Consider the following 15,241-nt stretch of genomic DNA (forward strand, 5'->3'; position numbering starts at 1 on the left):
GTCACTTTTTATATTGCAGCTAGAAAATCATTAATTTCTTCTTTTGTTTTTCTATCTTTACTAACAAAACGCCCTACTTCTTCACCATCTTCAAAAGCAAGGAAACTAGGGATTCCAAAAATCGCTAAATCAGCACATAAATCAATAAATTCATCTCGATCTACATGATAAAAAGTGAAATCCTCATTTTCAGCTTCAATTTCCGGCATTACAGGTTCAATATATTTACAATCGCCGCACCAATCAGCGCTAAACATAAAAACAGATTTACCTTCCGCTTTTATCTCATTGAATTGTTCTACAGATTCTAAGTTTTTCATTTTTTGTTCGCTCCTTCTTCTTTCATACTAGTTAAATCCTAACGCCTTAGCTAACTTTCGTCCAGAATAACGCTCATGAAAAAAGTCCGGCTCCGTTATAAGAGCCAAACTTTTCACCGTACTTTAGATCGCGTTTTTTTCTTTTCTATATAAAGATTAAAATAACCAACGATTAACGTCATCACTCCCGCTATCAGGGTGGTAACGATCCAGCCGATTTCAGCATCGCGGAGGTAAGGTATCCCTGTAGCGTAACCTACTAAGAATACTAGACTTGCTACCAAAAGTAGAAATCCAACCAAAAATACTGGTTTTTTGATTATTTTACGCATTGTTTTTAATGGTTTCAAAAGTTGTTTTATCGAGACCGCGAATAAGTGTTGTAATCATTTCTTTCGCCGCAGCGTAGTCATCCACATGTAAAATCGAGTTAGATGAGTGAATATATCTAGCCGGAACACCAATTACTGCACTCGGAATACCACTAAGTGACGTGTGAACTTTACCGGCATCTGTTCCACCAGGTGAAACAAAATATTGATATGGAATTTTATTTGATTCCGCAGTATCAAGTAAAAATTCACGCATACCACGGTGCATAATCATCGTCCGGTCAAAAATACGCAGTAAGAAACCTTGGCCAATTTGACCGAATTGCGATTTATTCCCAGTCGTATCATTGGCAGGACTAGCATCTAACGCGAAAAATAAATCTGGTTGAATCATATTCGCACTTACACCCGCACCACGAAGACCGACTTCTTCTTGCACATTCGCACCAGCAAAAAGCGTATTTGGTAAAGATTCCCCTTTTAATTCTTTCATAAGCTCAATTGCAAGACCGACACCATAACGGTTATCCCACGCTTTAGCTAAAATTTTCTTTGGATTTGCAAGTGGAGTGAATTCAGCGACAGGAACGATAAATTGCCCTGGTTTGATACCGATTTTTTCAGCGTCCGCTTTATCATCTGCACCAATATCAATAAGTAAGTTTTTCGGGTCAGTTGGTTTGCTACGTTCCGCTTCTGATAGTAAATGCGGAGGAACAGAGGCTACAACGCCAATTACAGGACCATTTGGCGCCATAATTTGCACACGTTGCGCTTGTAAAACTTGCGGATTCCAACCACCAATTGTTTGGAAACGAATCAAACCATTGTCTGTAATTTGCGTTACCATAAAGCCAACTTCATCCATATGGGCTGCAACTAATACGCGCGGACCATCAGTCGCTCCGTGTCGCACACCAAAAATGCCACCTAAGCCATCTTGGATAATTTCATCGGAAACCGGTTCAAGTTCTTTTCGCATAAATGCTCGAATTCTATGTTCATCACCCGAAGTACCTTGAAGTTCCGTTAATTCTTTAAACATTGCTAACGTTTCTTTTTCCATTAATAATCATCTCTTTCCGTGTGAAATCTATTTTATTATAGCAAATAAAAGATGTTTCCGCTTGCCTTACTTCTCCATTTTATCGAAAGCGCGTTCAAAAATCCTTTTATAATCAAAAATTTGTAGTATAATGGTTAAAAGAGATGTTCATAAGACGTCTTTTAAAAAGAATAGCAAACACTAGGGAGGAAAAGCGATGAACTGGAAAGCTTTCATTGCCGGCGTTGGAGCAGGAGCAGCAGCTGGACACCTTGTTTATCATTATTTACTTAGCGATAAAACAATTTCAGGGGACGTCATCTTAGAAAATGTAAAAAATGCGTTCAAACAAGAAGGACCTATTGAAGGTTCTTGGATTCAACTAAAAAAGCAACACTATAAAAAATTCGCCATTGATACATTCGTATACCACGGTGGTATCACTTGCATTCGTGAGGGCGAGAAAAAACAATTCGAATTTATCGCAGACGCTAACACAGGAACAATCATTGATGTGTATTTAGCCTAAAAATTAAAACGACTACCCACTTGGGGAGTCGTTTTTTTAACGAATAAAACTATCAATTTTCTTTTTAATAACAGCTTCGTCCACCACGCCTTGCTCAATCAGTTCTTTCATTTGTTCTGTATAAATCACTTTCGCAGCTGCATCCATTGCTTTTTTCACAGCTGCTATTTGTTGCATAATTGTTTCTAAATCGCGATCTTCCTCTGTCATATTTTTGATTGAACGTACGTGACCTTCAATCTTCGCAAATCTTGTTACTAGCGCTTTCTTCTGTTCGCTTTTCATATATACCCCCTTATAGTATATCGGATAGGAACCCCCTACCCAGGTTATGATTTCGGCTTTAAATAAAGCTTTATAAGTTATATAATAACACAAAATAAAAATACCCTCAAAAAAAGAAGCGGAATCCCACTTCTTAATTTCGATTTTCTATTTTTAGTTCAGCATCAATTTCTCCATTTCCGCCGATTTTAACTGCTCGGAATCTAGCATCATGGTACGATAAAAACCAATAATTTTTCCCAAAAGTTCGCTTGAAAATATCTTGTTTTGCCGCGATGGATGTCATAGGATAATCATCATATGCCGTTACCCATAAAACATTTTGGTGAGCGAATGTCGGAAAAATATCTGCCATATGAATCGCTAGTTCTCCACCGGACTCAAACCAAACGGCAGAATGTCCAGCACTATGTCCTCCAGTATGAGTCATTTTAATCGCATCATTAAATCGTTTTTCTTTCGTAAATGTGTGGACTTGCCCTTTTATTGCTTGCCAGTTTTCTTGCCAATAAGTTGCTTTTGAACGAATATTCGGGTGTTGCATTTCGTCCCATTCAATTTCAGAAGTCCAGATTTCCGCATTTGGAAAAATAGAATAATAACCCTCTTCTGAACAACCAGTCAAACCTAACACGTGGTCAAAATGTAAATGAGTCATTAAACAGTAGTCTATATCCTCAGGGGCAATATTTAGTTTTGCTAAATCTTCTAATACGAAAGACTCTTCAGTTACCCCATAATTACGTTTTTGTTTTTCTGTTAGTCGCCCGTTCCCTAGCCCGCTATCAATTAGATAATTTTTCCCTAAATACTGAAAAAACATCGGATCGGTTACATTAGCTAATTGATTTTTTTCATTTGCTGGATATTTTTTCTCCCATAAAGGTTTTGGAACTACCCCAAACATTGCTCCGCCGTCAAAATGAGTATAACCTCCGCGCAACCAATAAATTTTTATTTCTCCAATTTGAATGGAATCCATTTTTAACGCCTCCAATTAAAAATAAAAACCAGATGCAGCAAGTGCACCTGGTTTATCCTAGTCAATCTCTATCAAATTTTGCTTCAAGACGATAGATTGGGAATCCTTTAGCTGAAAATTTTTCTTCGTATTCAGTTTTTATATTCCCTTCGTAATCGCTATTATGCAAATCAAGTGATACAAAAGTTAGTAACATATTATATTCTGAAAAAGCTACTAATGAATATTCAAACAAGCTGCGGTTATCCGTTTTGAAATGAATCTCCCCTGCTTTTGGTAATAGTCGCTCATAAATAGTTAAGAAGGTTGGATTCGTTAATCTACGTTTTGTGTGGCGTTTTTTCGGCCACGGATCAGAGAAATTCAAATAAATTTGTGCTATTTCTCCTTTTTCAAAAGATTCTTCCAGTAATTTGGCATCTCTTGCAACTAGGCGCAAATTAGGTACTTCTGCTTCAATTGCTTTATCAAGCGCAGAAACTAGGACACTTTCAATCATTTCAATGCCGATATAATTAATTTCCGGATTCGCTTTTGCCATACCACTAATGAACTGGCCTTTACCGGAACCGATTTCGATATGAATAGGATTATTATTTCCAAATACTTCTTGCCAGCGCCCCTTAAAATCTTCTGGGTTTTTAATGTAAATTGCTGGAAATTCTTCCAATCGATCTTTTGCCCATGGTTTATGTTTTACACGCATCTTTCTTTACACCTCATCATCTTCTATTGCATTTTGAAAAATTTGTTTTGCTCGTTCGTATGCTTCTTCTGATTGGTTGGTCGTAAGTTGCATGACGGTTTGGCAAAGTGTATACCATTTTAATTTACGATGTAATTCGCTAGTTAGTGTTGTTCCATAATTAGAAAGCCATTCATCCCAGCCTTCACGCGGAATATATTGGTATAATATCATTCCTAAATCATTTGCAGCATCAGCAAGCATTGCGCCGTCCCAATCAACAAGAAACAATTCATTTTCTTCTGATATTATCCAATTATTGTGGTTGACATCTCCGTGACAAACGACGTAATCTGCTTTCTCGACAGCTGTAATATTTCGCTCTAAATACTCGATTGCTGTCTGCATTACATTATTAGCTTCATTTTTAGCTTCCATTTCTGCTTTTAGACGAGCTAGTAATTGATGGGCAGAAAAATAACAGTTTTCGATTTTTTCGAGCATATGGCGTAAGTTTTCCGAATGGTGAATTTTCGCTAAGAGTTTCGCCACTCTAGGACCAACCATTTCCTCACGAGTTAAAATATGGCAATTCACCCATTTTTGCGCAGTGATAACATCTCCGTTTTCTACTCTTCTTGTCCAGACGAGTTTTGGAACAATGTTCTCTACCGAAAGCGCTGCTAAAAAAGGCGAAGAATTTCTTTTTAAAAAGAATTTTTCGTCTTCATGTGTTGCAACAAATGCTTGGCCAGTTTCCCCTCCAGCCGGCGCTATGTCATATTCTCTCCCAAAAAAATTATCTTTCATTTACATGCACACCTTTTATTAGCTCTTTGCAACTTCATTATCCCCTGTTTTTAACTTCCGAACAAATAGGTAACTATTCATGATTTTACTTCTCTTAAGAGCTCTCGTCAAGTCAACATATGTTCGTTCCGCGTATTTTTTTATATAACGGACTATTTTGCATAAAAAAAGCGCATTCTCATTAAATGGAATGCGCTTTTAAATTAATTTTTTATTTCTTCTGTTTTAGTGACAATTGGATCCATTGCGCTTCTATTTTTTTGAATAAATAAAGCTAAAATACAAGCTACCACAGAAAGAATTCCTGCGACTAAAAAGGCTGTTTCAATTCCGTGAATAAGCACATGGTTAGCAACTTCTGTTTTCGTTTTTCCAATTACATCAGCTGGACCAAGTTTATCTGCAAAACTCGCGGCACTTTTTGACATTACCGTAATAAGTGCAGCTGTACCAATCGAGCCAGCTACTTGTCTCATCGTATTAAACATCGCTGAACCGTGAGAAGCTAATTTTAGTGGTAGCGAATTGAGTGCAGCTGTTTGAAGTGGCATCATAACCATTGCCATACCCGCAGAACGAATAGTTTGAACGATAATAATAAAAGTTAACGTGGTTGATTCATCTAGATTTGTAAACATGAAGGTTGAACCTGCCATAATAATTAAGCCTACTAGCGTTAAATATTTAGCCCCAAACCGGTCAAACATAACCCCAGTCACCGGCGATAGTATAGCTGTAACAAGCGCACCAGGTAAAAGGACTAAACCAGATTCAAGCGGTGAAAAACCTCGAACAGTTTGTAAGAAAATCGGTAGTAACAACATACCGCCAAAAAGCCCCATCACAACGAAGAAACTAATTGCTGTTGTAAGTGCAAATGTTGGATATTTAAACACTTTAAAATTAAGAAGTGGCGCTTTGTTGCTTGATTGATAACGGATAAAGATACCTAATACTACTAAACCAAGAATAATAAATCCAGCTACTTTCCACGTTAACCAGTCGTGGTCTCCGGCGTTACTAAATCCAAGTAATAAACTACCGAACCCAACAGTCGACATAATAACTCCGAGTATATCGAGTTTCGGGAAAGTTCTTTTACCGACATTTTTAAGTAAGAAGATTGCTACTACAATATCAAGTATTGCAAATGGAATAATAATAAAGAATAAATTGCGCCAATCATATTGCTGAACAATCCAACCTGAGAGTGTCGGACCAATTGCTGGGGCAAAGTTCATAGCTAGACCAATTAAGCCCATCGCCCGTCCTCTTCGTTCCATCGGGAATAAGTTTAATACGACAACGGTTAGAAGTGGCATAACTATCCCAGCGCCAATTGCTTGTACCATACGACCAGCAATAAGCATTGTATAATCTGTTGCAAATCCGCCAATCGCTGTACCAATTGCAAAAGTAATCATCGCAAATAAATAAAGCTGGCGAGTCGTAAACCTTTCAATTAAGAAGGCTGTCATCGGGATCATGACACCATTTACTAACATAAAACCAGTAGACAACCATTGTCCTTGACTGGCAGTAATCCCAAAATCTTTCATAATACTTGGTAGCGCGACATTCATCAACGTTTGGTTGAGAATCGTAACAAAGGCGCCCATAAGCATAACAATTAAAATACCATTACGCTTCACTGATGTACTTGCTGCTTTCATATTCAATCTCGTGCACCTTCCCTTTCTAAAATAGTAATTATCTCCTGATGCATTTCTAACATTTCTTTTAACCTTTCTTCGCCAATTTCTAAAATAGGTTCTAAACGGTTAAAAAATACATGATACGTTTCTGCAGCTTTCGTCGCTCCTTTTTCGGTTAATTCTAAGCTAAGCGCGCGTCGATTACTTTCATTTCTTGTTCGTTTTAAAAATCCGGCTTTTACTAAGCGATCAACAATGCCCGAAACAGTACTTTTTCCAAGTTTCATGCGTTCTGCTAGTTCACCAAGTGTTAAATCCGACTCTTTCTGTAGTTCTCTGATTGCAAGCAATTGTGTCGTTGTGATTTCACGGTTAGCAGCTTCTTCCGCTAGCACGTGATGCGTTTTTCGTTGTACTTCACGAAAAGAGAAAATAACCTCTTTTACTAACTTCTCATCCATTAACTTCCCTCCGTACTGTTCGCCCACAAATATTTCGCATACGAACTATTAGCCTTTTGAATTATACACCTTCAAAAAAATTTGTCAATTGCTTTAAAACAGTTGTTTTCGTCTGAAAGCGGAGCCAAATGAGTCGTTTCAACGCATAAAAAAGTTATATAAATTTTTACATAGGTGGCTAAACATAAAAAAACCTTCCTTAAAAAAGGAAGGTTTAGGATTTATTATTTTGCGTATTCTAATTCGCCACAAGCGCGAACGATTTCTTCTACAAAGTAATTATGAAGTTGAGCGGTAATTGGACCACGTTTTCCATCAGCAACTTGTACTCCATCAATGTGAGTAATTGGTGTGATTTCAATTGTAGTACTGGAAATAAACACTTCATCTGCTTCTCGTAAATCTGTTAAAGTGAAATCGGCTTCTTTTACAGGAATACCGTTCTTTTTCGCTACATCAATAATAACTTGACGAGTAATACCATTTAAAATTAGGTTGTCGGCAGCATGTGTCCATAAAACCCCATCTTTAATAATGGATACGTTAGAAGCAGAACACTCGGTAACTTGCTCCCCGCGATGTAAAATAGCTTCAAGTGCGTTTTGTTGATGTGCTTTGTTTTTCGCTAAAATATTTCCAAGTAAGTTTAAGCTTTTAATATCACAACGTAACCAGCGTACATCTTCTTCAGTAATTGCTGAGCCGCCTTCTATGAATTGACGCTCATTTCTTGGTACTTCACGAGCTGCCGCAGTCAATACTCCTTCTAACGGGAAATCATCTGGAAGAACGTGATTACGAGGATTTTGAACTCCTCTTGTTACTTGTAAATATACATTTCCGGTATTGATATTATTTTCAGCTACTAATTTGTCTAATAACGCTCGTAATGTTTCTTTGGAATAAGGAATAACTAAGTCAATTTTTGCTGCACTAGCGTATAAACGATCGATATGCTCGTTATAAGTAAAAAATTTACCATTATATAAACGAACAACTTCATATACTCCATCACCAAATTGGTATCCACGGTCTTCTACGTCAACTGTAGCATCATTTCTTTCTACTAAACGGTCATTTACTAGTACTTTCATGTCGAGTCTCTCCTTGCATAGTTAATTTTTGGAACTATCTAAAAACTTAATGAAACAAAGAAACTGCCACAAAACTAAGCTTTGCAGCAGTTAATTTTTTCAATTATAACCCTTACTTCGCTAATTTGTAAAGTGCTTCTGCGTAAATTGCAGTAGCTTTTAATAAATCATCAAAATAGCTGAATTCGTCTTTTTGGTGCATTGTATCTTCGCGGCCTGGGAACAGTGCGCCGAACGCTACTCCTGTTTCCATATGACGTGCATAAGTTCCCCCACCAATCGCTAGCAAGGTAGCTTCTTCACCTGTTTGTTTTGTATAAACTTCTTGTAAAGTTTGAATAAGTGGGTGATCTTTTGGTACGAAAAGCGGTTTGGAATCATCGTAATGTGTATATTGAGCGTTGTACTCATATACAACTGTTTGCATTTTATTTTTTAGTTTATCCATATTAGCTGTCACTGGGTAACGGAAATTAAGACCGTATTTACCACCTTCTGCTACATCATAACGAATAACACCGACGTTCATTGTTAATTCGCCACTTTCTACGTCTTCATAGCTAATACCAAGTTTTACAGCACGAGAATCACCGAATAAGTAATCGCGACCAAATGTCACAAAATCATTTGCAGCGCCAGTTAATTTAAATTTACCTAGGAAAGCTACTAAGTGAAGACCAGCATTTATGCCATTATTTGGTTCCATCGCATGAGCGGATTTTCCGACGATATTGATTTTAACTGTTTTGCCGTTTTCTTCTAATGAGCCTTCAACTGGATGATTTGCTAAGAACGCTTTAAATTCACTTGCTACTTTATCAAAGTCTTTTACGTCTTCAATAATAGCTGTTGCGTGGTCAGGAACCATGTTATAGCGTTCGCCTGATTCTACACTAAGTAAACGGAATGCTGCTTCTCCACTTGCTTCTCCGTCTTTAAAAGATACATCTAGTTCTGAGATACCTTTTTCAGCGTGAATGATTGGGAATTCTGCATCTGGAACGAAACCTAGTGTTGGTTGTTCTTCTGTTTCAAAATAACGTTCTACACAGCTCATACCACTTTCTTCATCAGAACCAACAATGATTCTAACGCGGCGAGAAAGAGGTAAACCTAGTTCTTTAATAATTTTTAACGCATAGTAACCGGCAATTGTTGGGCCTTTATCATCTGCAACTCCGCGCGCATATAATTTACCATCACGTAATGTTGGTTCAAATGGTCCATTAGTCCAGCCATCACCAACTGGCACTACATCAACGTGTCCTAATACGCCAACAAGTTCTTCTCCTTGACCGTATTCAAGGTGTCCAGCAACATTACCAACTTCTTTAGCGGTAAAGCCATCTTTTTTACCTAGTTCAATCATATAGTCGAGAGCGCGTTTAACGTCTGGTCCAAACGGCGCATCTTCTGTTTTTTTACTATCATCGCGAACACTCGGAATGCGAAGAAGCCCTTTTAAATCTTCTAAGAAATCATCTTTACGTGATTCCACTTCTTTTTGCCAATTAATTTCTGTCATAATTATTATTCCCTCCTTCAAACTTATCTTCTCTATTGTAAACTGTTTTCACGCCGCTTGGAAGTCGGAACTACTATTTTCTCATAAAACCTTTAATTGCTTCAAAATCCCAACGTTCCATCCGCGTAGAAAATACGACATCCATTATGTTCAGACTTTCTTTTTCAAGTGGTAAGAAGCGATATTCTTCGTGTTCATCAGACAACACTACTTCCCCTTCTTCAGGCATTTCCACTAAATAAATAACGCCTGTAATTTGATAGTCTTCATGAAAAAACTCCCATGTGTCATATAAGATAAATGGTTGGACTTGTAATTTAGTTTCTTCATAAACTTCTCTAAAAAGCGCTTCTCCGTGAGTTTCACCGTAGTTCATACGGCCTCCCGGAAGTTCAAATACTTCGCCTTCTACGCCTCTTTTTTTAAGAGCTAAAAATTTACCATCTTTTACGATAACTGCTTTTACGGCAGGATATATAGGTTTCATTTTACAAAAGCCTCCTTATCATTTAAGATAAACATGATTTATCTGTTCTTTATTTTACCCGGTTGAGTAGATAAAAGCCAGTGTCATAAGGAGGTTTTACAAAAGTGAAGAAAATTACACCGAAAGCAATGTGCGCGTGGATTCCAAAACGTGAAGATGAAACACATAAAGGTGATTACGGGCGCGTTTTAATTGTCGCTGGAAATAAACAATTTGGTGGGGCCGCGATTATGGCTGCAGAGGCTTGTGTTAAAAGTGGTGCTGGTTTAACAACGGTGGCCTCAGATAGTGTTAATCGCCCTGCGCTTCAAACACGAATTCCTGAATGTATGTTTATTGACTATGAAAACATCACAAGTCTAAGTGAACAAATTAATCATTTTGATACCATTTTAATTGGTCCTGGACTTGGATTAGATGCCTATGCCGAAGAAATTTTTCGATTAGTATTACAAAATTCAACAGAACATCAACAACTTATTATTGACGGAGATGGCATTACTATTTATGCAAAAGGAGAAAATCCTCATCCTGCCGCCAAGCTTACCTTTACACCACATGCAGGTGAATGGGAACGACTGAAAGCACTAGCACCTGAAGCAGAAACGCCAACTGATGTCGCACTTCATATTGACGCAACGATTGTTCTAAAAGGGCATCGTACAAAAGTTTATTCAGGTGAATCAGCATGGCAAAATATGTACGGCACTCCCGCAATGGCAACAGGTGGCATGGGCGATACTCTCGCTGGAACGATATGTGGCTTGATGGCACAAACAGAGAAGCCGCTTACCGGAACACTAGCTGCTGTTTTTCTTCATAGCTATATTGGAGAAATTTTAGCTAAAAAACGCTATGTTGTGTTGCCGACTGAAATTGCTGAAGAGTTACCGACCTATTTGAAAATTTTTAGCGAAACAGACGAACATGCTTAATAAAAAATCCTCTCTTTATCTAAAGAGAGGATTTTTTTACGATTTATTAAATTTATTAGCCCATAAAACTAATTTTTTATTCCAAATAAAGTAACAACCAATTCCGCTGTAAATAACAGCATTTCCAATTAAGAATCCTGCTACAACATCACTTGGGAAATGTACTCCTAAATAAACGCGGGAATACATAATAAACAATACAAGCCCTAGCGCAAGAATACTAATCGCAAAACGAAGCCATTTATGACTAACATATAAAATTAAAAAGAACGCTAGCATTCCATAAAAAACAGTTGAACCAGTCGCATGACCACTTGGAAAACTAAATCCACCTTGTTCGATTAATTTATAGGTTGGTCTTGGGCGCTGAACGATATTTTTAATGATTGATGGAATAAGCGCCCCGCCAACTAGGACAATCCCACCAAACCAAATTGCCGTATCCACTTTTTTCATTAGAACAAGCGCAATAATAACAACAACGGTTAAAATACAAATGGTCGCTACCCCGCCAATATCAGTTAAATAAGAAATCAGTGTAGTTTTTGTATCCGTTATTCCGACCCGAATAATACTATTCCAGTACTGGTCAAACCTGTGAATCCATTTTGCCCCAGTCATAACGCCTATCATAAAGAAAACAAATCCAAGGAGAGCAATGCCACTAATTATAAATGGTGTTTTTTTCATAAAATCCTCCTAGCGAATTCTTAATTTCTCACGTAATCTAGTACCACGTGGGCCAAATAATTTATCAGACAAGTGAAGTTTGAATGCCATATAACCGTAGAAAACAGCACCCGTTCCTCCGCAAATAAGTGTCAATACTAGCGCAGACATTTTACGATCTGGACTAATAAAGTTAGCAAGTCCCATGTACAGTCCGATGACAATAACCCCCATCAAAGCTGTCATAAAGAAGAAAAGCACCGTTCGCCGCAAAATAACTTTAAACGAGAAACGAACATATTTTTTAATAATAAATAACATGAACAGACAAGATACTGCATAACCAATACCAGTTGCAATGATTGACCCAGGCGCTTCAAACATCATAATGAGCGGCATTTGTAATACCGATTTTGCTAGTAGCCCTAACAGTAAGCCTAGCACTGTGAATCGTTGTTCATCAATCCCTTGAAGAACAGCTGCGGAAACACTAAACAATGAAAATAAAATGGCGATTGGTGCAAATAATTGTAATAGCGCTGTCCCATTATCACTAGGTGCGAAAAACACTGTGAATAAAGGTCTCGCTAGCATAGCAATTCCAAAACAAGCTGGAATCGTTAAGAATAATAAAATTTGGAAAACATCATTGAGTTGACGCTTCACTTGCGCGTACTCTTTCCTTACATAAGCACCAGTAACAAGTGGAACAAGTGCCATCGAAAACGCAATTGCCAACGTCCCTGGAATCATAATTAATTTTTGTACATCAAAGTTAATAATTGCTACAAAAGAATTGACCAAATCAGGAGCAGTTCCAATATATTCTAACACTCTTCCTAAAGTGAATTGGTCAATTAATTGATAAAGCGAAGTAGCAGACCCAACTATAATAAAAGGAATTGCCGAAAGAATAATATCTTTATATAGTGTCGGAATGGAAATTTTTACAGTGCCTCTATCTTCTAAAAGCATTCGGTCCAGTCCAGGTTTTCGTTTATAAAAGTACCAAAGTAGTAATAGTAAACTCGCAAAAGCTCCAACAAAAGCTGAAAAAGTAGCGATACTAATTGCTGTAACTACATTCCCGTCAAGTACATACATTACAATGAAAGTCCCAGCAAGCAAGAACACAATACGGACAACTTGTTCTAACACTTGAGATACAGCAGACGGCCCCATCGAATTATATCCTTGGAAAAAGCCACGAAGCAAGCTCATTACTGGAATGATAAGTAGCGCGAAACTAACTGCACGAATAACTTGAATACCATCCGCTAAACTATATCCGCCTTCCAACTGCTGCATTCGAGCGAGCGTTGGAGCAAGTCCATACATCGCAAGGAAACAAACAATCCCGGAAAAAATCATTAAATATACACCGGTTTTAAATAATCGACGGCCAACAGCATATTCTTCCATGGCATTATATTTCGCTATATATTTGGCAACAGCTAACGGTATCCCAGCAGTTGCAATGCTTAAGAATAATTGATACGGTACATAACCGAAATTATACAGAAGCGCTGGTTCATCTCCTCCAATAATCGCATAAAACGGAATCACATACAATATTCCGAGCACTTTAGAGATTAATGTCCCTAGCGTCAGAATAAATGTTCCTCTGAGCAGTTTTGAACCCATCGTCTAACTTCCTTTACATTAAATTATATATCCTTGTTTACTTTACCATTAACTCTTTTAAAAAAAAAGAACAAACCCAAATAAATATCGGCTTGCTCTTTACAAAAAGCTTAAATCAAATGAAGTTTTTTACGAATTTTATACATCCGGTCACCTAGAATATAGTTTAATAGCCCTACTTTTGCAGCTAAAAAGGCATAAATATAAGCCCCCACTCCAGCTGATATAAAAACAATTACTAATGCAGTAAATCGTGCATGCGGATTTAAGAATAATGCAAGCCCATGATAAATGAGCCAAACACTAACTAACATCACAAAACTTATTCCAAGAATTAACACCAGACGTCTAATAATATACTTAAATGAATAATGAGCATATTTTTTAATAATAAAAATGGTGAACAGCACAGAAACAATGTAACCAAGTCCGGTCGCAAGTGCGCCACCTTTTGCACCAAGAAGTAAAATTAGCGGCATTTGTAGTACGGATTTTGTTAGTAACCCGAGAAGTAAACTAAGTACTGTATAACGTTGCTCGTCAATCCCTTGTAGAATCGCAGCAGTGACACTAAATAGCGAGAAGAAAATTGCAAATGGAGCGAAAAAGCTTAGCAACATGGATCCATCAGCGTTATAACCATAAAATATCGTATAGAGCGGATCGGCCAAGAGTGCTATTCCTAAACAAGCTGGCACGACTAAAAATAGCAATACTTGGAAAACAGCTGTTAGATGATGATGCACTTCGCGAATCCGACCTTTATGAAATGAAGCAGCCACGAGCGGAACGAGCGTCATCGAAAACGCCAAAGCCAATGTCCCCGGAATCATAATGATTTTTTGAACAGAAAAGTTGAAAATAGAAAGTAAATCTTCCGCTGCCTTCCCGGGCATGCCATCGTATGTCAAAACACGCGCAAAGGTGAATAAATCAATTTGTTGATATAGTGACATCGCCATTCCTACTATAATGAAAGGCACTGCTGAGATTGAGATTTCTTTTAATAAATGTAACGTCGACACTTGTAATTTATTTTCACTACCGGCAATCATTTTCTGAATACCGGGTTTACGTTTTCGGTAATACCACAGTAAACAAATTAAACTGAAGAAAGCTCCGACAAAAGCCGCAAATGTCGCTAAGCTCATTGCTGTTACAAGACTTCCACCAATAAGATGAAGCACAATATACGTACTTGCAAGCAGGAAAACGATTCTTGCTACTTGTTCAATTACTTGCGATACAGCAGAGGGTCCCATTGAATGAAACCCCTGGAAATAACCGCGAAGTAAGCTCATTACTGGAATAATAAGTAACGCAAAACTCACTGCACGAATAACGGTTGTAATATCTTGAATGCTCGTTCCGCCACTAACCTCTTGCATCCCAGCTAAAAGCGGTGCAAAAATATACATAATTAAAAAACTAATAATCCCGGTAAATATCATCAAATATGTACTAGACCTATATAATCTTTGGCTTAAAGCATATTCATTTAGCGAATTATATTTAGAAATGTACTTAGCAACTGCTAATGGAACTCCAGCTGTCGCAATATTTAAGAAGATTTGGTAGGGAACATATCCGTATTGATAAAGAATCGTTGCCTGTTCCCCGCCAGCAATCCAGTAAAATGGAATAACATATAAAATCCCTAAAATTTTCGATAATAAAGTTCCCGCAGTAAGTACGGCCGTTCCTCGCATTAATTTTGAACTCATAATTTCTATTACCTCAATTGATTTTTTCTTTTAAGTCTGTCTGTTATATATGTTTATGT

16 protein-coding genes and 1 pseudogene are annotated in these 15,241 nt (G+C 37.6%); 2 read left to right on the forward strand and 15 right to left on the reverse strand.

What is annotated here, in order from left to right; genetic code table 11:
• Nucleotides 1–8 precede the first annotated feature (8 nt).
• The 3 genes and pseudogenes from PQQ29_RS08275 to PQQ29_RS08285 form a co-directional block, all read right to left on the reverse strand.
• Nucleotides 9–323, reverse strand: a pseudogene (locus PQQ29_RS08275) (thioredoxin family protein); the annotation flags it as partial.
• A 110-nt stretch (nucleotides 324–433) separates the two neighbouring features.
• Nucleotides 434–652 (reverse strand): hypothetical protein, encoded by a 219-nt coding sequence (locus PQQ29_RS08280; protein WP_228468342.1) that lies wholly within the window; start codon nucleotides 650–652, stop codon nucleotides 434–436.
• The gene (locus PQQ29_RS08285; protein ID WP_010991629.1) at nucleotides 645–1,718 is read right to left on the reverse strand and encodes a M42 family metallopeptidase; all 1,074 of its coding nucleotides are present in this window, start codon (nucleotides 1,716–1,718) and stop codon (nucleotides 645–647) included. Before PQQ29_RS08285 ends, PQQ29_RS08280 begins: the two co-directional genes overlap by 8 nt.
• Nucleotides 1,719–1,914: 196 nt before the next feature.
• Between PQQ29_RS08285 and PQQ29_RS08290 the strand changes: the two genes are divergently transcribed.
• Nucleotides 1,915–2,226, forward strand: a complete 312-nt coding sequence (locus PQQ29_RS08290) for a PepSY domain-containing protein (RefSeq protein WP_003762492.1) — start codon at nucleotides 1,915–1,917, stop codon at nucleotides 2,224–2,226.
• A 36-nt stretch (nucleotides 2,227–2,262) separates the two neighbouring features.
• Here the strand turns inward: PQQ29_RS08290 and PQQ29_RS08295 are convergent, their stop codons facing one another.
• The 9 genes from PQQ29_RS08295 to PQQ29_RS08335 all read right to left on the reverse strand — a co-directional run bounded on the left by PQQ29_RS08295 (nucleotide 2,263) and on the right by PQQ29_RS08335 (nucleotide 10,210).
• Nucleotides 2,263–2,511, reverse strand: a complete 249-nt coding sequence (locus PQQ29_RS08295; protein ID WP_033532975.1) for a metal-sensitive transcriptional regulator — start codon at nucleotides 2,509–2,511, stop codon at nucleotides 2,263–2,265.
• 133 nt (nucleotides 2,512–2,644) lie between these two features.
• Nucleotides 2,645–3,493: a YtnP family quorum-quenching lactonase gene (locus PQQ29_RS08300; protein WP_033532974.1), complete on the reverse strand. Its 849-nt coding sequence runs from the start codon at nucleotides 3,491–3,493 to the stop codon at nucleotides 2,645–2,647.
• A 61-nt stretch (nucleotides 3,494–3,554) separates the two neighbouring features.
• The gene (gene trmB, locus PQQ29_RS08305; protein ID WP_003772072.1) at nucleotides 3,555–4,199 is read right to left on the reverse strand and encodes a tRNA (guanosine(46)-N7)-methyltransferase TrmB; all 645 of its coding nucleotides are present in this window, start codon (nucleotides 4,197–4,199) and stop codon (nucleotides 3,555–3,557) included.
• 6 nt (nucleotides 4,200–4,205) lie between these two features.
• Entirely contained in the window at nucleotides 4,206–4,988 is a 783-nt protein-coding gene (locus PQQ29_RS08310; protein ID WP_187984131.1) for a phosphotransferase family protein, read from the reverse strand.
• Nucleotides 4,989–5,191: 203 nt separating this feature from the next.
• Entirely contained in the window at nucleotides 5,192–6,667 is a 1,476-nt protein-coding gene (gene mdrM, locus PQQ29_RS08315) for a multidrug efflux MFS transporter MdrM (RefSeq protein WP_187984132.1), read from the reverse strand.
• Nucleotides 6,664–7,104 (reverse strand): MarR family winged helix-turn-helix transcriptional regulator, encoded by a 441-nt coding sequence (locus tag PQQ29_RS08320; protein WP_003762499.1) that lies wholly within the window; start codon nucleotides 7,102–7,104, stop codon nucleotides 6,664–6,666. Before PQQ29_RS08320 ends, mdrM begins: the two co-directional genes overlap by 4 nt.
• Nucleotides 7,105–7,328: 224 nt before the next feature.
• The gene (dat, locus tag PQQ29_RS08325; protein ID WP_003762500.1) at nucleotides 7,329–8,198 is read right to left on the reverse strand and encodes a D-amino-acid transaminase; all 870 of its coding nucleotides are present in this window, start codon (nucleotides 8,196–8,198) and stop codon (nucleotides 7,329–7,331) included.
• Between the two features lie 112 nt (nucleotides 8,199–8,310).
• Nucleotides 8,311–9,723: a dipeptidase PepV gene (gene pepV, locus PQQ29_RS08330; RefSeq protein ID WP_010991632.1), complete on the reverse strand. Its 1,413-nt coding sequence runs from the start codon at nucleotides 9,721–9,723 to the stop codon at nucleotides 8,311–8,313.
• Between the two features lie 73 nt (nucleotides 9,724–9,796).
• Nucleotides 9,797–10,210 (reverse strand): NUDIX hydrolase, encoded by a 414-nt coding sequence (locus PQQ29_RS08335; protein WP_003762502.1) that lies wholly within the window; start codon nucleotides 10,208–10,210, stop codon nucleotides 9,797–9,799.
• 104 nt (nucleotides 10,211–10,314) lie between these two features.
• On the opposite strand from PQQ29_RS08335, the gene PQQ29_RS08340 reads away from it, so the two are divergent.
• Nucleotides 10,315–11,145, forward strand: a complete 831-nt coding sequence (locus PQQ29_RS08340) for an NAD(P)H-hydrate dehydratase (protein ID WP_003772085.1) — start codon at nucleotides 10,315–10,317, stop codon at nucleotides 11,143–11,145.
• Nucleotides 11,146–11,181: 36 nt separating this feature from the next.
• Here PQQ29_RS08340 and PQQ29_RS08345 read toward each other — a convergent pair whose 3' ends face one another.
• From PQQ29_RS08345 to PQQ29_RS08355, 3 genes are all read right to left on the reverse strand, one after another.
• Entirely contained in the window at nucleotides 11,182–11,835 is a 654-nt protein-coding gene (locus tag PQQ29_RS08345) for a phosphatase PAP2 family protein (RefSeq protein ID WP_010991633.1), read from the reverse strand.
• A gap of 9 nt (nucleotides 11,836–11,844) precedes the next feature.
• Complete coding sequence (locus tag PQQ29_RS08350) at nucleotides 11,845–13,458, reverse strand: putative polysaccharide biosynthesis protein (RefSeq protein WP_003772090.1); 1,614 nt, start codon at nucleotides 13,456–13,458, stop codon at nucleotides 11,845–11,847.
• 110 nt (nucleotides 13,459–13,568) lie between these two features.
• On the reverse strand, nucleotides 13,569–15,182 hold the full coding sequence (locus PQQ29_RS08355; protein ID WP_147732809.1) for a putative polysaccharide biosynthesis protein: 1,614 nt from the start codon (nucleotides 15,180–15,182) through the stop codon (nucleotides 13,569–13,571).
• Nucleotides 15,183–15,241: the final 59 nt, after the last annotated feature.

The organism is Listeria innocua, from assembly GCF_028596125.1.
Classification (GTDB): Bacteria; Bacillota; Bacilli; order Lactobacillales; family Listeriaceae; genus Listeria; species Listeria innocua.